Annotated in this window: 15 protein-coding genes; 8 read left to right on the forward strand and 7 right to left on the reverse strand. The window is 60.1% G+C overall.

Annotated features, from left to right (window positions below; translation table 11 throughout):
* Positions 1 to 33: 33 nt before the first annotated feature.
* Both KCG45_RS03250 and KCG45_RS03255 read left to right on the forward strand, forming a co-directional pair.
* On the forward strand, positions 34 to 411 hold the full coding sequence (locus KCG45_RS03250; protein WP_218315671.1) for a hypothetical protein: 378 nt from the start codon (positions 34 to 36) through the stop codon (positions 409 to 411).
* The gene (locus KCG45_RS03255) at positions 408 to 1430 is read left to right on the forward strand and encodes an alpha/beta hydrolase family protein (protein WP_218315672.1); all 1023 of its coding nucleotides are present in this window, start codon (positions 408 to 410) and stop codon (positions 1428 to 1430) included. Before KCG45_RS03250 ends, KCG45_RS03255 begins: the two co-directional genes overlap by 4 nt.
* 76 nt (positions 1431 to 1506) lie before the next feature.
* On the opposite strand, the gene KCG45_RS03260 is transcribed toward KCG45_RS03255, so the two are convergent.
* A complete protein-coding gene (locus KCG45_RS03260; protein WP_218315673.1) occupies positions 1507 to 2934 on the reverse strand; it encodes an aldehyde dehydrogenase family protein in 1428 nt (475 codons plus the stop codon).
* 192 nt (positions 2935 to 3126) lie between these two features.
* On the opposite strand from KCG45_RS03260, the gene KCG45_RS03265 reads away from it, so the two are divergent.
* Positions 3127 to 3831, forward strand: coding sequence for a glutathione S-transferase family protein (locus KCG45_RS03265; protein ID WP_218315674.1), 705 nt, complete (start codon positions 3127 to 3129; stop codon positions 3829 to 3831).
* 40 nt (positions 3832 to 3871) lie between these two features.
* Positions 3872 to 4759: an S-methyl-5'-thioadenosine phosphorylase gene (gene mtnP, locus KCG45_RS03270; protein WP_218315675.1), complete on the forward strand. Its 888-nt coding sequence runs from the start codon at positions 3872 to 3874 to the stop codon at positions 4757 to 4759.
* On the opposite strand, the gene KCG45_RS03275 is transcribed toward mtnP, so the two are convergent.
* The 5 genes from KCG45_RS03275 to KCG45_RS03295 are packed head-to-tail and all read right to left on the reverse strand — an operon-like array spanning position 4756 to position 9646.
* The gene (locus KCG45_RS03275) at positions 4756 to 5394 is read right to left on the reverse strand and encodes an isochorismatase family protein (protein ID WP_218315676.1); all 639 of its coding nucleotides are present in this window, start codon (positions 5392 to 5394) and stop codon (positions 4756 to 4758) included. The two genes, mtnP and KCG45_RS03275, sit on opposite strands and share 4 nt — an antisense overlap.
* Positions 5395 to 5407: 13 nt before the next feature.
* Entirely contained in the window at positions 5408 to 7954 is a 2547-nt protein-coding gene (locus KCG45_RS03280) for a TonB-dependent receptor (RefSeq protein ID WP_218315677.1), read from the reverse strand.
* A gap of 56 nt (positions 7955 to 8010) precedes the next feature.
* Positions 8011 to 8433 (reverse strand): nuclear transport factor 2 family protein, encoded by a 423-nt coding sequence (locus tag KCG45_RS03285; protein ID WP_218315678.1) that lies wholly within the window; start codon positions 8431 to 8433, stop codon positions 8011 to 8013.
* Positions 8433 to 8879, reverse strand: a complete 447-nt coding sequence (locus KCG45_RS03290) for a nuclear transport factor 2 family protein (RefSeq protein WP_255547927.1) — start codon at positions 8877 to 8879, stop codon at positions 8433 to 8435. The genes KCG45_RS03285 and KCG45_RS03290 overlap by 1 nt, the downstream gene beginning before the upstream one ends.
* A complete protein-coding gene (locus tag KCG45_RS03295; RefSeq protein ID WP_255547928.1) occupies positions 8879 to 9646 on the reverse strand; it encodes an aspartate/glutamate racemase family protein in 768 nt (255 codons plus the stop codon). The genes KCG45_RS03290 and KCG45_RS03295 overlap by 1 nt, the downstream gene beginning before the upstream one ends.
* Positions 9647 to 9770: 124 nt before the next feature.
* Between KCG45_RS03295 and KCG45_RS03300 the strand changes: the two genes are divergently transcribed.
* Together KCG45_RS03300 and KCG45_RS03305 are read left to right on the forward strand one after the other, a co-directional pair.
* The gene (locus KCG45_RS03300; protein WP_218315679.1) at positions 9771 to 10427 is read left to right on the forward strand and encodes a GntR family transcriptional regulator; all 657 of its coding nucleotides are present in this window, start codon (positions 9771 to 9773) and stop codon (positions 10425 to 10427) included.
* Between the two features lie 158 nt (positions 10428 to 10585).
* The gene (locus KCG45_RS03305; RefSeq protein ID WP_218315680.1) at positions 10586 to 12781 is read left to right on the forward strand and encodes a histidine kinase dimerization/phosphoacceptor domain -containing protein; all 2196 of its coding nucleotides are present in this window, start codon (positions 10586 to 10588) and stop codon (positions 12779 to 12781) included.
* Here KCG45_RS03305 and KCG45_RS03310 read toward each other — a convergent pair.
* On the reverse strand, positions 12778 to 13959 hold the full coding sequence (locus tag KCG45_RS03310; RefSeq protein WP_218315681.1) for a CaiB/BaiF CoA transferase family protein: 1182 nt from the start codon (positions 13957 to 13959) through the stop codon (positions 12778 to 12780). The genes KCG45_RS03305 and KCG45_RS03310 overlap by 4 nt on opposite strands.
* 166 nt (positions 13960 to 14125) lie before the next feature.
* Between KCG45_RS03310 and KCG45_RS03315 the strand changes: the two genes are divergently transcribed.
* Both KCG45_RS03315 and KCG45_RS03320 read left to right on the forward strand, forming a co-directional pair.
* Positions 14126 to 15034 (forward strand): hydroxymethylglutaryl-CoA lyase, encoded by a 909-nt coding sequence (locus KCG45_RS03315; protein ID WP_218315682.1) that lies wholly within the window; start codon positions 14126 to 14128, stop codon positions 15032 to 15034.
* A gap of 25 nt (positions 15035 to 15059) precedes the next feature.
* On the forward strand, positions 15060 to 17117 hold the full coding sequence (locus tag KCG45_RS03320; protein WP_218315683.1) for a hydantoinase/oxoprolinase family protein: 2058 nt from the start codon (positions 15060 to 15062) through the stop codon (positions 17115 to 17117).
* Positions 17118 to 17119 lie beyond the last annotated feature (2 nt).

Raw genomic sequence — 17119 nt, forward strand, 5'->3', positions numbered from 1 at the left:
ATTCGCTGGCATGAGTGCCCCGGAACGCTGCCAATGGGCAAGCCAACAAATGCCAGTTTCGAAACGGGAACACAGATGAAGAAACGCCATATCGCTCTCGCCGCGCTTGCCGTGGTCGGTATCGGAGCCGGGACCGCAGCCTATGTTGCGACACCGACAGTGCACGAAGGTGCGCCAGGCGAAACCCCAGAACTGGGGCGCTTTGGCGAATATTCGATCGGCACGCAGGAGCTGACGGTCGCAATGCCGGATCGCGTAACTTTCAGCAAAATAGGCATGGCCACCGGCGCGACCGACTCCGAAACGCGCAAATTGAAGGTGCGGATCTATTACCCGGCAGAAGCGCCTTCGGTGGCCCCGCCGATCACCTACACACACACACGATGCAGCCGCCCAATATGGAGCCGGTGACATTCGAGTATGAAGGGCGCGCTCATCCAGACGCGCCGGCTTTGCGAGCCGAACAGTTCGGCGGAAAGCTTCCGCTGGTCATCATGTCGCATGGCTTCAACGGGTGGAGCACCCAGTTCAGCACCTTGGCAGAGCACATCGCCTCGCGCGGCTATGTCGTGGCGTCGATCGACCATGCCGACCGCAAGCTGGAGGGCGCGACCGATTTCATCCACTCCTTCGCCAACGTGCTTGCGAGCCGGTCGCTCGATCAGCGGCAGGTCATTTCTCAGATCCTCTCGAGTGCGGACGCAAATCAAACCGGGCCGTATGCGCTGATCGACACCGACAGGATCGGCCTGATCGGATATTCGATGGGCGGTTATGGAGCCATCGCGACAGCGGGCGGCGATTACGATTACGAAAGCGGAACCTTTGATACCGTCCCGGATGCCGCGCTTGAGCCTGTGCGCGCTTCCGCCAGCGAAGATGCGGGAATCGATGCGCTGATCGCATTTGCTCCTTGGGGCGGCGCGCCGGATAACCGCGTATGGAGCGCCGATACATTGGCGCAGGTCACAGCGCCGGTGCTGATCGTGGCCGGGAACCAGGACGACGTGTCCGGATTCGACAACGGGATCAGCTGGATTTTCGATTCCATGACGGGAACCGATCGCCGGATGCTGGTGTTCCGCGAGGCTCGTCACAATATCGTAGGCAATGCCTTCCAGCAGTCCACGGACGTGCCGTTTCAGGCCATCGAATTCGTGAACGAACCTGTCTGGCGGCAGGATCGGATCAACGGTATCAACCAGCATTTCGTTGCCGCGTTTCTCGATCTGCACCTCAAGGGGGACGCCGCCAAAGCCGCCTATCTCGATGTGCCAACGCAGAACTCGAATGACAGCCAGTGGGAAACATCTTTTGGCGAACAGCTCAACGGCAAACTCGCTGGCGATGATGAGCCGGAGCATTGGCGCGGTTTTCAACGCCGCTGGGCACTCGGCCTCGACATGTACAGCACAATGGCAGGCGAATAGAGCGGCATTCCCACCACCACGAAAAAGGCCGCCCCGTTTCCGGAGCGGCCCTTTTGATTATTCATGAATGTCGAGCTTAGGCCGGGACGTTGTCTTTCTTCACCGTAATGACCTGGGGATAGGTGAATTCCTTCAAACCTTCCGTGCCGTATTCCGCCCCGAAGCCCGATTGCTTGTGCCCGCCAAAAGGCGCGAAGGGCGACAGGTGCAGGAACTCGTTGACCCAGACAGTACCCGTTTCCAGCTGCTCTGCGATTTCAACACCCTTTTCAGGGTTTGCAGTCCAGACTGCACCCGCAAGACCGTATTCCGAATTGTTCGCTTTCGCGATGACTTCCTCTTCGGAGGAAAACTTCATCAGCGGCATGACCGGGCCGAATTGTTCCTCCGCCACGATACGCGCGTCTTCAGGCGGATTGTCGAGGATCGTGAGCGGCACGAAATATCCACTGCCCGATGGGTCGGCGTCGCCGCCGAGCAGGAACTTGTAGCCATTGTCCTTGGCATCCTGGATCAGCTCCAGCACGCGGTCGTACTGTTTCTTGTTCTGGATCGGGCCAACGCCGGTGCCCTGCTGCGCGCCGTCTCCGACTTTAACGTTCTTCGCGTATTCGGCGATGGCTTCGGACAATTCGTCGTAGATGTCCTCGTGAATATAGACGCGCTTGGCGGCGATGCAGATCTGGCCAGCGTTCGAAAAGCTTGACCAGAACAATTGTTCGGCGACCTTTTTCGGATCGGCATCGGGCAGCACGATGGAGGCATCGTTGCCGCCCAGTTCCAGCGTGATCCGTTTCAGGTCAGCGCTGGCCCCTTCCATGATCTTCTTGCCCGTGGCTGTCGATCCGGTGAAGGTGATCTTGTCGATGTCGGGATGCGCCGTAATCATCGGCCCAAGATCGTCTTCGCCCGTAATGATGTTGACGACGCCCGCAGGCACCTTGTCCGCGATCAGTTCGGCGATGCGAAGCGTGGTAAGCGGGGTGAAGGGCGAAGGTTTCAGGATAATGGTGCAACCTGAAAGCATGGCCGGTACGATTTTCTGGATCGCCATCATCACCGGGAAGTTCCACGGCACGATGCCGCCGACCACACCGACAGGTACGCGGCGGTGGCGGGAAAGGCGCGTGTCATCGTCCTGAATGATCTCGTCTTCCAGCTCGAGCGTAGCCTGCGCCGCCGAAATCCCGGCCGCGCCGTAAATTTCCTGCTGGGCTTGCTGATGCGGTTTGCCCTGTTCGGATGTCAGGAGGCGATAAAGCTCGTCGGCATTTTCCTTGATCGCGCCCGATACCGCCATGATCGCCTCACGGCGCTTTTCGATGGGGGTTTTCTTCCACGTCTTGAACGCGGCACGCGCGGCGGCGACAGCCTTGTCGAGTTCATCCTTGCCGCAGGATGGAACCTGTCCGATCACTTCTTCCGTGGCCGGGTTGACGACATCCAGCCATTGGCCGGTGTCCACCATCTCGCCGTTGATCAGGTTCTTGTACTGGGTGACCATGTCTAAATCCTCTCTCGAATTGCGTAAGCGCGATTTCCTCTTGGCACAGAAGGTGGCCATTCACAGGGAGAAATCAATCGGGAATTACGAAGCGATCTTACAGCCTGCGATGAACGGTATCGCCTATCAGTTGCGCCATACCAGTTGCTTTGCGCAACCTGAAGTTTAAGCAGTGTGCAACAGGAGAGAACCATGACCGATTCACAAGCAGACCTCGTACTCTATGGCAGCCCGGTTTCGCCTTTCGTGCGCAAAGTATCCGCAGTGTGCCTTGAAAAAGAAGTCGATTTCGATGTCGAGCCGGTCGACGTGTTCAACCCGCCGCAATGGTTTCGCGACATCTCTCCGATGAAACGCATCCCTGTCATGCGTGATCGCTCGATTGCGGAGGATGGAACAGCCGGAACGATCCCGGACAGCTCGGCAATCTGCGCCTATATCGAAAAGAAGCATCCTTCCCCTGCGCTGTACCCCGAGAACGCTTTTGCCCATGGACGCGCGCTGTTTATCGAGGAATTTGCCGACACCAACCTCGCCGCATCGGGCGGGCTTGGAATATTCCGGCCGATCTTCTTCGCGGTGACCCAAGGCAAGGAGCCCGATCTCGACAAGGCGCGCGGGACATGGGCGGAGCAATTGCCACCGATCCTCACGTATCTCGACACAACATTGGGTGATGAGGAATTCTTCGCGGGCGGACAGCTGTCCATCGCGGACATCACGGTCGCCTGCGTGTTCATGCAGATCTCGCTCGTTGCCGAAACTCCGCTGGATGATTATCCCGCACTTGCCGCGCATTTCGAACGCATGAAAGCGCGGCCTTCGATCGCAGGTCCCTTCGCCAAAGCGGACGGCTTTATCCGCAAGGCCTTGCCCGAGCGCTTCGACCTGACCTAAGGCCGAACGACTTCAAGTATCTGACGGGGCACGCACACACATGGCGAGCGAATGGTGTATCGGGATCATCGGCGGGTCGGGCCTGTACAATATCGAAGGTCTCGAAGACGAACAATGGATCGCAATCGACACCCCGTGGGGTGAGCCATCCGACGAGATATTATGCGGCCGCATCGGCGATGTGAAAGTGCGGTTCCTGCCGCGCCATGGCCGGGGCCATCCGATCAGCCCCACCGAGCTTAATTCGCGCGCAAATGTCGATGCCCTGAAACGCGCCGGTTGCACCGATATCCTTGCGATCTCTGCCGTCGGCAGCCTGCGCGAAGAAATCGAACCGGGGCGTTTCGCCGTGGTCGAACAATTCATCGATCGCACGGTGAAGCGCGAAAGCACCTATTTTACTAGCGGCCTCGTGACCCACGTCTCCATGGCCGATCCCGTCTGCCCGCGCCTGTCGGAAATGGCGGCGAAAGCGATTTCCGCCTGCAGGGGTAAGGTCGCCGTCGGCGCGACCTATATCGCAATCGAAGGGCCGCAATTCTCCAGCCGCGCCGAAAGCCGCCTCTATCGCCAATGGGGCGCGGACGTGATCGGCATGACCGCCATGCCCGAGGCCAAACTCGCGCGCGAAGCCGAACTGCCCTACGCGCTGATCGGAATGGCGACCGACTACGATTGCTGGCGCGTCGATGAAAACGGGGTTGGCGAGGCGGTCAATGTCGCGCAGGTCATCGCTCAGATGGAGGCCAATGGCGAACTCGCCCGCGAAACGGTCGCGAAATTCATCTCCAGCCTGCCGAAAAAACGCAAAGCCTCACAAATCGATACGGCTCTCGATGATGCCGTTATCACCGCACCCGATGAACACGATCCCGAATTGCTGGCAAAGCTGGGAGCGATCGCAGGACGATTGCTCGGCGAAGACTAATCCTTCGTGAGGCTCGCGAAGTGCTCGCATGCCTCGGCCAGACTTACCACGTCGCCGTATTTCGCATTCATGTCGAACAGGTTTGCGCGGTGGACGTTTTCATGGCGGTCGCCCACGGCCTCTTCGACGACGATGGGGATGAAGCCGTGCTGGCATGCATCGACGCAGGTGGCGCGTACGCAGCCACTGGTGGAAAGCCCCGATATAACAAGGCTGTCATGGCCTTGCGCAGTCAGGGTCGATCCGAGCGACGTACCGAAAAACGCACTGGCATATTGTTTGGAGATGACGAGCTCATCGTCGCTCGGCTCAAGGCCCGCAGGCCATGCGCCCAGCGGGTTCCCGCGCGCGAAGCTTGAAAGCGCACCGATTTTCTTCGCGAAAACACCGCCATCCCGCATGGAGGGGTGGAACTCGACATTGGTGTAAATCACCGGAACACCGGCAGCGCGCGCCGCATTGCGTAGCGCGATTGCTGCCGCAAGCGCCGGTTCGACATCCGCGAATAGCGGGCTGTCCGGCGCGAAATACGCCTCCACAAAATCAATCAGGATCAGGGCCGGGCGCTGCCCGAACCCTATCCTTCCTTCGAAGACGCCGGCGTAGTTGCTCTGTACGTCTTCGCTGCTCTCCACCCGAACGGCTCCCCTAAAAAGTATAACCCAGCTCAACCCCGAACCGGCGGCGACCGCCGGGCGAGATGAACGATCCACCAAACTCGATAGCCGGGATCACCTCGTTGAGATACTCCCGGTTGAGCAGGTTATCGGCAAAAGCGGTGATGCGCCAACTCTCCCCTTCGAGCCCGACGCGCATATCGAGCACGCCGAATGCTTCACGTTCGGTGATCGAATAGTCGGCATCTCCGACAAATGCAGGCAGCGCCAGGGCAGAGCCTGGAAGCAGTCCGCTGAACAGCGTCGGTGAGGTGTTGTTCTGCACCGTATGGAACCATGTCGGCCCCGTGATGCGGTAATCGGCGCGCATCACGAAATCGAATGTGGGCGCAAGAGGCGCCACGACCTGTGTGCCGAGGTTGATCGTGTAGTCGGAGGTGTAGGGAGATTCGTTGCCCACGGTGACAGGGCGCGAGGCGTTCTCCAGAATCTCGCTCTCGGTCACATTGACAGCGCCGAAGAAATCCCAACCCGGCACGACTTCGAAGTTCAGATTGGCCTCCGCCCCGTAGACTTCCACTTCATCGATGTTCGAAACAACGCGGAGCAGGCCGAACCCGCCGACGAAGAATTCGAAGAACTGCATGTCGTCGATTTCGGTGTAGTAGCCCGCGACATCGAAAGTCACCCTGCCATTCGCCGCCGAGCCTTTGAAACCGGCTTCGAACGCGCTCGACGTTTCCTTGTCGTAGAGGTCCTCGATCAGCACGTTCGTACCGATGAACTGGTTGAATGCCTGATCAACGATCGCTGCCGAACCCTGGTTGTTGAAACCGCCGGATTTGAAGCCGATCCCCCAGTTGGCGTAGAGATTTAAATTGTCGCTAAGCTCGTAACGCAGGGAGATTTTCGGCTGGAACGGCCGAAACGTCTCGGACTGGTCCGGGATCGGGCCAAACGCCTGTCCGGGATTGATCGGTGCGCCGGTCGGGCTGAACGGATCGACCGCATCGGGCACCAGACTGGTGACGGAGCGATCTTCGATATCGTAACGGCCAGCCAATCCGATTTCGAACCGGTCGGTCACCTGGTAATCGATCGAAGCGAAGGCCGCGTAGACGTCCGTCGAGAAGTCATCATTGTACAGCTGGGTCGTCGGGTTCGATGAATCCGGACCGTTGAACAATTGCCGTGTGATTCCTTCGCCCAGATCGGCGCCCAGGCTGACACCCGTCTCACGGTCGATGTGAAGGTAATAGGCCCCGATTTGCCACTGCAGCGGGCTATCGGTGTTCGATGCCAGGCGGATTTCACCGCTGATATCGGTCTGCTCGCGGATCTGGAACTGCGTGCCATCGCACGTCGTCGGGCTGTATGGTCCGAATGTCGATCCGGTCGCCGGGTCGAAGATGAAGGGTACAGGCGTCTGGCCGATGAAGGTCGGCGGGTTGATCGGGAAGCCGGTGAGCGCAGCGGTCGACGCAAAGCACGCATTGGATGCGTCGATCGATGCCTGCGTGACACCGGGGAAGGTGAAACGCGCAAAGTCGGCCGATGTCCCGTCCGCAGTCAATTCCTGATCCACATCGGCGTATAGCGCCCAGGCAGTCAGCGTCATCGCATCGAATTCATGCTCGATCTTGGCCGATACTTCGAATGTCTGCTGGTCGTTGGTCGGGCGGATATTGGAGAAAAAGTCGAACGGGTGATCATTGACGTCTTCGAAGAACGCCGGATCGACAGCGGCGAAGTTAGGCAGCTGAAACGCCGCGTTGAAGTTGATCGAAGCGCCCGACAGATCGGCGTAGCGGGCCTTGATATCGATTTCGGTCGCGGGACTGAGATTGGCCACGAACCGGCCATCGACCGACCAGATTTCCTGATCGTCCACGACGTCGTCGTTCAGGAACCTGTTGAAGAAGAAGCCGTCGGTCGTGAAATAGCTGCCCGACAACACCAGGCCGGCATTCTGGCCAATCGGGGTCGAGATGTACCCGTTCGCATTGTAAGTGTTGTCTTCCGCCGCCGACACCTCGATTCCCCCTTCGAGAAAGTCGCTTGGCTTCAGCGTCTGGATCACGATCGCGCCCGCGGCTGCGTTGCGCCCGTAAAGCGCGCCTTGCGGGCCTTTCAGGATTTCGATCTGGCGCAGGGTGCCCTGGTCCTGGTTGAGCTGGGCCGTGTTGGTTTTCAGGATTCCGTCAACCACGAGCGCGACCGAGCTTTCCGCATCGCGCGCGCCGTTGATCCCGCGAATGTTGATCTGGGTGTCGCCAGCCTCGGCAGTGCCGCTGACGATCGTCACACCCGGCGTCAGCTGAACGAATTCGTCGGCGCGTTCGATGCCGGTCTTCTCGATCGTGTCGGCGGTGAAGACCGTGACCGAGCTCGGCACCTCGGCAAGCGTTTCCGATTGCCGGCGCGCTGTCACGATGATCGCGTTGTCACTGGCTGCGCTCTGATCGCTCGCGACCGGCTGCGCACCAGGCGCATCGCTGTCCTGTGCATGGGCGGGCGCGGCGATCGCCATAGCTGCCAGCGCCGTTCCACTGACGAGATTGAACTTTACATTTTTCATAGCCGGTCCTTCCCTGAATCGAACCTGTCTTGCCCGGCCCCCGCCGGTCATATGGATCACGTCAGTACGTTCGCTCCGCTCATGTAAACGTACACTTCCTGAAATTTCGGCCCGGCGCCGCTTTCTTCGCTACTGGGCCGGAGTCGCCAGAAATTGGTGTTGTTAAGCAGCGTTACCTGCCCGTCGGAATCGTGCAGCTCGGCGACGAAGCAGGCGGAGATCCGCCCGTTGGCTTCATCGACGGTGCATACGAAATCACGGTGAATTATGGTCTCGTAAGCGGCAAAGAAGTCCTCGAACATGCGGCGGATCTCGCCCTTGCCGCTGTGCCGCGTGAAATCGGTCTGGACGCAGAACAACGCTTCGTCGTGAAAGCAATCGAGCGCCGCGTCCATATTCTTGGCATCGACATTCCCGAAATATGTCTTGGTTGCGAACTCGATCAGCTCATCGCGTCCGAAAGTGGGTTCATACTGCATCAGGCGTCCCCTTCCTTCAGCAGGTTGTCGCCGCTCATGTAGACATACACGCGGTGGAAAAGCCTGTCTTTCAGGTAAAAGCGATTGCAGTTCTCATAACGCAGCTGCTCACCGCCGTTGGGCGTAATCAAGACCGTGAACTGAGAATTGATTGTGTTGGTCTGTGGATCGGCGGTGTGAACGAAATTGCCGTGCCAGATGTTTTCGAAATCGGCGAAAAGCTTTTCGAACATAGACCGGATCGCATCGCGGCCGTCATGCACGGTCTCGCTGGTCGCTTCCCGGAGAATGGCATCGGGCGTGAAGCAGTTCAGCACCTTGTCGAGGTTCTTGTTATCGACCCCGTCGAAATATCTCTTCGTCACGATATCGACGTAGAAGGGATAGGGGAGCGGCACCTGTCCGGCACCGCCCTCTTTCCAATTGTCGGCGCTCAATTCACTCATCAGTACCACCCTTTTCGAATGTCTTCGTGCTTGGGCACCTCGGGTGCGGGAAAGGCTTTCTTCGAATGGGACAGGCCGAGCTCGATCTGCGTCTCGAGCATCTTGTAGGCGACCTGGCCGGGGTTCAGCACCGGGATCGGCAGCTCGCCGTCCAGAAACGCGGCCGATTGGTGCATCGTGGTGGAACCCAGCACGATCACATCCGCACCATCTTCCTCCATCGCGATAGTGGCCTGCTCTCTCAGTTTCCCGAAAACGACCTCCTCTTTGCCTTCGAGAAGCTCGGTCACGTCGGGGCGCGTGTCGATCGAACGCATCGATGCGCAGCGGCCGCCCCAACCATATTCGGTGAGTGTCTTTTCGTAGAGCGGGAACCATTCGGGCCACATGGTCAGCACCGAGAATTTCTTGCCGAGCATCATCGCCATGGCAAAACTCGCCTCGCCCGGCCCGACCACGGGTATCGACAACGCGCTGCGCAGGGGCCGCAATCCACTGTCGCTGACCGTGTCGATCAGGACCCCTGCATACCCCTCTTGCTCTGCGGTCACACCGGCCTGGAAGACCGTCCAGTCCATGAGCATCGTATCGTGGTAGGAATCGCCGAGCGCCGCACCCCAGCGCACCGCTTCGAACTCAGGTTTGAAACCTGGCCGAACGAAATCATCGGGCAATTGCTGGGCGCGATTGGCGACCCCCGCCTCATCCATCGGGATAGGCACAATCACTTTTATTCGCTGGTCATCGGCCATCGAGGCGGTCTCCATGGGATGGCCTCCTATTGTATACAATTTGCCTGCGTCAAGGAGAATTGATAGCCTTGTCAAATTGCATAGGTATGGGATTGCCGATGATGATTTTCAGCCACACTTGCAGGTTCGACAGCGCGCAATGAGCAAGGCATCCGAACAGGCCTACGCCAAGATCAGGGGATTTCTGCTTGGCGGGACAGTCCAGCCGGGCTCCCAGCTGACGGAAGAGCAACTCGCGGAGGTTGCGGGCGTCAGCCGAACGCCCGTCCGCGAAGCGATGCGGCGGCTGGAGGCGGAGATGCTGCTTGTCCGCAGTCCTTCGAAACGGATATTCGTCGCAGACTGGTCGCGTGACGACATCGACGAGATGTTCACCCTCCGGCAGATGCTGGAGGGTCACGCCGCAAACCGCGCGGCAAGGCGCCTTACCGATGCGGAAATCGACCGCCTGGAGGAGGTCAATAAGGAGCTGCACGAAGCGGTCGACGGGGAGACCCCGGACATTGTGCGGTTCCTGGATGCCAACCGCGTGTTTCATGAAGCGATCACCGAGGCGGCTCATTCACCGCGGCTGGGGCAGGTGCTGGCAATGCTCGTCGAACAGCCGGTGGTGCTTCGAACCGCGCGCCAGTATTCGGCGGAAGATCTCAAGCAGTCGGCGCGCGATCACGACGAGCTGATCGCCGCATTTCGCGCAGGCGACCCCGGCTGGGCGGAGGCCGTCATGGGCAGTCATCTGCGCCGTGCGTTTCACACTTTCGCTGGCGCCGCCGAAGATGACGCTGTGGCGGAGTAGCCTTTCAGCGTACCCACGGTGCAGGTGCGGTCCTCTTCACCGGCCCCGCCATCGGCAAAGGGCTTCCCTCTCCATGGATAGTGTTGCACAACGCGCGGCAGGTTCATGGCGCGTGCGCCCCCTCCTTTCCAAGAGCGCGCCACTGGAGGCAACACAACGTGCGACGCCTGTTCAAGATGGCGGCGATTTTTGCGAGCGCCGTGATCGGCCTGTCACTCCCGGCCTCTGCGCAGGAGACAGGCCAGTCCTGCGCCGACTGGATGGAGAACAGTCCGCCGGGAAATTGGCAGAATCCCGCATCCATCACTGACGCGTTTCGTGAGGCCAGCAGGAGCTGTATCGAGGAGCTGACCGAATTGAGCGATTCCGAGCGATTGCGGCTGCTCGATGACTATCTCCTTTCGGCGAAAAATTTCATCAATCCGGAGAACCTTCGACGAGCCTCTAAGCGTTGGTCCGATCGTGCACGTCTGAAGGTCAACGCCGTACGCGTACCCTTCGTCCTGTCTCCTTTCGTTCAGGATGCGGACCAGATGGGGCAATGGCTGGAAGATGCGCGCCGCCTTGAAGACGACCGGTCACGGTCGCGGTTCGCGTATTACTGGGCGTACTATAGATCGGTCAGCGAGAAGCACGAGCAGACGGACGAACAGCGGGACGCTCTGCTACAGGAATCCTTCGATGCCGGAAGGCGGGGCGGCGTGATGCGGATCGGTCTGTTCGCGCTGAACTTCAAGGCGACATTGGCCAAGCAATCAGGCGACTATGCCGAAGCGGTCCGCCTGCTCACCGAGGTGATCGAAGACTCCGATAAACCGAGATTCAACCTGGTGCGGATGAATGCGCTGAGTTCGCTCGCTTACCTCTTCTACGAGATCGGCGATCACGAGCGCGCCGTGGCGCTCTATGACCGCGGTTTGGCTGTCAGTGACGACCACCCGCTCACGACAGGCCAGATACAGCTGAACAGGGCGTTGGCACTTTCGGCTGCCGATCGCCTCGACGATGCCGAAACGGCGGTGAAGGTCGCCATTAAGCAATTCGCGGATCATGTCGAAGCCGGAAGCACCGAGGGCGCAGCCAGGCCGGGGCTCGCCAATTCGCGGTTCGAACTGGCGCGAATTCAATATCGGCAGGGCGGACCGCAGATCACCAATGCCCTCGCGCTCGGGCGCGAAGCAGCCACTGAATTGTACGAAGCTGATTACTTCACCGAATCCGTCCACGCCGAAGCATTCGCATGGCTTGCCGAAAGCTATCTGGAACAGGGTTTCTTCGGCGATGCGCAGCAGATGCTTCAACAAGCTGAAGAGGCGCTCGGGACCGAAATCGACCCTGACAATATCAAGCCGGAGGATCAGGATCGCGCATTTCTCTTGCCCTATCTTCGCAGCATGGCGGAACTTCAGCGCAGGCTCGGCAATTACCAAGAGTCGGCGAAATATGCGGCTGCCGCGCTCGATTTGAGTGAGCAACGGTTCGAAAAGGAAAAGCTGCGCGCTGTTGGCAATGCCGATCTCGTTTTCGCGCTAGAGGACCAAGAAGAACGTGCCCTCAATCTCGCCCAAGCCGCCCAGTTGGCGGAAAAGGAGCGGGAGCTGGCAGCGGCGACGAGCGAACGCGCGACCATCATGGCGGCACTCACTGCGACCTTGCTTTTGGCCGCCGGCCTGGTCGCGTTCGCTGCGTACCGCGCCTATCGCGCCGAAATGGCGGCATCTTCGGCAAAGGACATGTTCTTCACCGAAATGCACCACCGGGTGGCTAACAATCTGCAAACGCTGCTTAGCCTGTTCAGGATCGAAGCCCGCCGAAAGTCAGCGGATCGTCCCATCGCCGACGCGCCGGAATCCGATGCCGCAATACGCCTCCGGACGATGGCATTGCTGCATGAGAAATTGCGCGCGCGGCAAAGCGGGACGCTCGTCGGGGCGAGCGCGTTTCTGACCGAGCTACAGGAGTTGCTGGAAAGCAGCCTCGGGCGCGAGGAAGTTTCTCTCGAAGGGCATTTCGACGATGTTTCGATCGAAGCGGACATTGCCGCGCCGCTCGGGCTGCTGGTCAGTGAACTGGTAACGAATGCCTACAAGCATGCCTTCCCGGGAACCGAAGGGACGGTTTCGATGCGTCTCGACGCAGAAGGCAGCCGGGCGGCCGTGAAGGTTTCGGACGACGGTGTCGGTTTTGGCGACATTGCGAGGGGAGACGGCATCGGCTTGTCGCTGATCGATGATCTTGCGAGACAGATCGGCGGGAAGATCGAGCGCAAGATCGGCCCCGAGGGATCGGGAACGATCTGGACAGTCAGCGAGATCCCCTTGTCCCACGGCGATGCGCGGCAGGATGCGATCTAGATGATGCCGCGTTCCTCGAGATCGCTCATCGCCTTCGAATCCATGCCCAGCAATTCGCCGTAAATCTCTTCATTGTGCTGGCCAAGCTCCGGTCCGACGTGATCGACATGGCCCGGCGTTTCGGACAGCTTCGGCGCGACGTTCTGCATCTTGAAATTCTCGTGGCGCGGATGCGGCACTTCGATGATTGCCTCGCGCGCGGCAAAATGCGGATCGTCGAGCATTTCCGGCGCGCGGTACATATTGCCTGCAGGCACGCCGTGTTCCTCGCACAGGTCGAGCACTTCACGGCTCGTATGCTGCTTCGTCCAGCCGGAGATGAGTTCATCGAGCTCGCCCTGCCGCTCACCGCGGCCCATATGCGAATTGTAGCGCGGATCATCGCCCAGCTCCGGCATGCCCATCATCGTCGCCATGCGTTTCCACACACTGTCCTGATTGCCTGCGACCAGCACGCTTCCGTCCTTCGTCGGATAGACATTGGACGGTGCGACCTTGGGGAGGATGGATCCGGTGCGCTCGCGGATATGATTTGCCACGGTGAATTCGGGAATGGTGGATTCCATCATGGCCAGCACGGATTCGTAGATTGCGGAATCGACGACCTGACCCTTGCCGGTCTTGTGCCTGTGGTTGAGCGCCATAAGCGCGCCCAGACAGGCATAGGTCGCCGCGAGCGAGTCTCCGATCGACAGCCCGGCGCGGCTCGGCGGCCGGTCGGGCTCGCCGGCGATGTAGCGCATGCCGCCCATCGCCTCGCCAATTCCGCCATAGCCCGCACGGCTCGAATAGGGCCCGCTCTGCCCGTAGCCCGAGACGCGGATCATGATGAGCGCTTCGTTGATGGCGGAAAGTTCATTCCAGCCGAGGTTCCACCGCTCGAGTGTGCCGGGCCGGAAGTTTTCGAGCAGGAAATCGGCCTTAGCAGCGAGCCGTTTGACAATGGCCTGCCCTTCCTTTTCGCGCAGGTTCAAGGTGATCGATTTCTTGTTGCGGGCGACGACGGAAAACCACAGCGGGATGCCCTGACCCCAATTGCGCATCGCATCGCCGACTTTGGGCGGCTCTACCTTGATGACTTCCGCGCCGTGGTCGCCCATCAATTGCCCGCAGAAAGGGCCGGCAATCAACTGCCCCATTTCGATAAGCCGCAGTCCGTCTAATGCACCTTGAGCCATTTGCTGCCTTTCTGATTCGCTACCCGCAGAACCGCGCGCCTGCATCGGAATCGCCGCACCCCTCGTGTCGATCCGACGGACCGGGCCTATAGTCTGACCATTTGCATTTGTATACAATTTGCGTATCAGGCGCGGCATACCTCAACACCCAAGAGCGATTCCGGTCATGGCAACACACAGTATCGAACTGGTCGAAGTCGGTCCGCGTGACGGGCTGCAGAACGAAGCCGAAATCATCACGACCGCGGACAAGCTGGCGATGATCGACCGGATGATCGGTTACGGAGCGCGGCGGCTCGAAGTCGCCAGCTTCGTCCATCCGAAACGCGTTCCGCAGATGGCGGATGCCGAAGAGGTGATCGCCGGACTGCCCGACCGCAGCGATGTTACCTACATCGGCCTCACCCTGAACAAGCGCGGGGTAATGCGAGGTCTCGCGACGAAGGAGGGCGGGAAGCCCGGCATCGATCAGGCGGGCTGCGTCCTTGTCGCAAGCGATACGTTCGGACAGAAAAACCAGGGACAGACAATCGCGGAAGGCATTGCCGAGAACCGCGACATGATCCGCTTTGCAAAATCCGAGGGGTTGCGCGCGCAGGTCACGATCAGCGCCGCATTCGGCTGCCCTTTCGAAGGCGCGGTGGAGCCGGATACGGTGCTCGCCATCGCGGAGGAGATGGCCGCAGAAGAGCCGGAAGAAATCGCGCTTGCCGATACGATCGGTGTCGGCGTTCCATCTCAGGTCGAAGATCTTTTCGGGAGGCTCGGCGACCTGCTGGGCGGGCGCATTCCGATGCGCTGCCATTTCCACGACACGCGCGCCACCGGCATCGCCAACGCATGGGCGGCCTACAAAGCTGGCGTACGGATATTCGATGCGAGCTTGGGCGGGCTTGGCGGATGCCCCTTCGCACCGAACGCCACCGGAAACATTGCGACCGAGGACCTCATCAACATGATGGAGCGTTCCGGTGTAGACACAGGCATCGATCTCGATGCCGCTATCGCCGCCAACCGCTGGTTCGCCGGACGCTTGGGGCGCGAATTGCCATCGCGGGTCGCACGCGCGGCCTGAAACGTTTGAGGAGCAGGGTGACTTTATGACTTACAGGCTGGGCGTCGATGTCGGCGGCACTTTTACCGATTTGCTGCTGTTCGACGAGGAGAACGGCAAATTCTGGCGCCACAAGACGCCCTCGACCCCGCATGACAGCTCGGAAGGGATCCTGAACGGGGTCAAAGCGATCACCGAAGAGGCCGGGGTTTCGGCCAAGGATATCGCCTATTTCCTCCATGGCACAACGGTCGCGACCAATGCCGTGCTCGAAGGCAAGGGCGCGAAAGTCGGCCTCATCACGACCGAGGGTTATCGCGACATCATGCAGATCGCTCGCAGCTTCGTGCCCGGCGGGCTTGCTGCCTGGATCGTTTGGCCAAAGCCGCAGCCGCTTGCCCATCTGGAAGACACTCTCGAAGTGCCAGGTCGGATCGGAGCGGACGGGGAAGAAGTCCGTGCTCTGGACGAAGATGCGGTGCGCGGGGTGCTCCGCCAGCTCAAGGATCAGGGCATCGAAGCGCTGACGGTCAGCCTCATAAACGCCTATGTCAACGGCGCCCACGAGACCCGCATCGGCGAAATCGCGGCCGAGGACTTGCCCGGTATTCCCGTTTCGCTAAGCCACGAAGTGCTCCCCGAAATGCAGGAGTATGAGCGCACTCTTTCAACCGTTGCCAATGCGGCGGTGCGCCCCGTGGTCAGCAAATACGTATCGAATCTGCGCGACAAGCTGGAAGATGAAGGGCTGGAGGGCAGGCTTTCGCTACTGCGCAGCGATGGCGGCCTGATGAGTAGCCAGAAAGCCGAAGAGCATCCGGTCAATATTCTTATGTCCGGTCCCGCAGGCGGCGTGACCGGCGCGAAATGGGTGGCGAAGAATGCGGGCCTGACGAACATCCTGACTCTGGATGTCGGCGGGACATCGACCGACGTTGCTTTGATCGAAGGGCTTGAGGCGCGCCGCGTGCGGACGACCGAGGTAGGGCACCTGTCGGTCCGCGCATCCGCGCTCGACGTGAAAACCGTGGGCGCAGGCGGCGGCTCGATAGCCCACGTCCCCGAACTGACCAAAGCCTTGCGCGTCGGCCCGGAAAGCGCGGGCGCCGTGCCCGGCCCGGTCGCCTATAACAAAGGCGGCGAGCTGCCGACGGTCACCGATGCGAACGTCGTGCTCGGTTACCTGCCCGAAGACCTGCTCGGCGGGAGCTTCCAGCTCGACCGCGAAGGGGCAAAGGCGGCGGTTCAGACCATCGCCGATGCGCTCGGCGTTTCGCTGATGGAGGCCGCGCGCGGGATCATTGATATCGTTAATGAGAACATGTTCGGCGCGCTGCGAATGATCAGCGTACAGCAGGGTTACGACCCGCGCGAATTTGCGCTGATGGGTTTTGGCGGCGCAGGGCCGCTGCATGTGAATGCGGTGGCGCGCCTGATGGGGAGCTGGCCTGCAATCTCGCCTGTTTCACCAGGTGTGCTTTGCGCGCTCGGGGACGCGACCACGCAGATGCGTACCGAAACCGCGCGAAGCTTCTCGAAATTGGCGCGCGATACCTCGATTGCCGACCTTCAGTCGGTCCTCGATGAAATGGCGCAGCAAATCCGCGGCGAATTGCTCGCCGATGGCGTGCCCGAGGATCAGATCGTCGTGCAATTCGAAGTCGACGTGCGCTATGCCGGACAGGCTTTCGAGGTGCCGCTCACCATCGACAAAAGCGTGCTCGATGCGGACGGCATCGACGGTATCCTCGCCCGGTTCGACGAGGAGCATTTGCGGCTGTTCACATTCAACATGGATACCCCGCACGAGATCGTGAACCTGCGCGCGGTTGCATTGGGCGAGGCTCCGGCCCTGCCCGCCAACGAATTGCCGAAGGGTGATGGTGATCCCTCTGCCGCGAAAATCCGCGACCACACGCTCTGGATGGATGGCAAGGAGCAGGCCGGCGCGATTTACGACCGCGCCAAGCTCAGACAGGGTGACCGCATCCCCGGCCCGGCGATCATCACCGAAATGGACTCGACCACTCTGGTCGAAACGGGCTGTACGGCCACGGTCGATGCAGTGGGAAACATTCTTATCAATCTGACGAGCGAGGGCTGATC

Origin of the sequence: Erythrobacter ani (genome assembly GCF_019204025.1) — a bacterium.
GTDB classification, from domain to species: Bacteria; Pseudomonadota; Alphaproteobacteria; order Sphingomonadales; family Sphingomonadaceae; genus Erythrobacter; species Erythrobacter ani.

Coding starts and splice junctions, on each gene's coding strand:
- KCG45_RS03260 (WP_218315673.1), bottom strand. CDS start 2,934: ATGGTCACCCAGTACAAGAACCTGATCAACGGCGAGATGGTGGACACC.
- KCG45_RS03300 (WP_218315679.1), top strand. CDS start 9,771: ATGAGCAAGGCATCCGAACAGGCCTACGCCAAGATCAGGGGATTTCTG.
- KCG45_RS03250 (WP_218315671.1), top strand. CDS start 34: ATGGGCAAGCCAACAAATGCCAGTTTCGAAACGGGAACACAGATGAAG.
- KCG45_RS03280 (WP_218315677.1), bottom strand. CDS start 7,954: ATGAAAAATGTAAAGTTCAATCTCGTCAGTGGAACGGCGCTGGCAGCT.
- mtnP (WP_218315675.1), top strand. CDS start 3,872: ATGGCGAGCGAATGGTGTATCGGGATCATCGGCGGGTCGGGCCTGTAC.
- KCG45_RS03290 (WP_255547927.1), bottom strand. CDS start 8,879: ATGAGTGAATTGAGCGCCGACAATTGGAAAGAGGGCGGTGCCGGACAG.
- KCG45_RS03295 (WP_255547928.1), bottom strand. CDS start 9,646: ATGGAGACCGCCTCGATGGCCGATGACCAGCGAATAAAAGTGATTGTG.
- KCG45_RS03320 (WP_218315683.1), top strand. CDS start 15,060: ATGACTTACAGGCTGGGCGTCGATGTCGGCGGCACTTTTACCGATTTG.
- KCG45_RS03265 (WP_218315674.1), top strand. CDS start 3,127: ATGACCGATTCACAAGCAGACCTCGTACTCTATGGCAGCCCGGTTTCG.
- KCG45_RS03285 (WP_218315678.1), bottom strand. CDS start 8,433: ATGCAGTATGAACCCACTTTCGGACGCGATGAGCTGATCGAGTTCGCA.
- KCG45_RS03315 (WP_218315682.1), top strand. CDS start 14,126: ATGGCAACACACAGTATCGAACTGGTCGAAGTCGGTCCGCGTGACGGG.
- KCG45_RS03310 (WP_218315681.1), bottom strand. CDS start 13,959: ATGGCTCAAGGTGCATTAGACGGACTGCGGCTTATCGAAATGGGGCAG.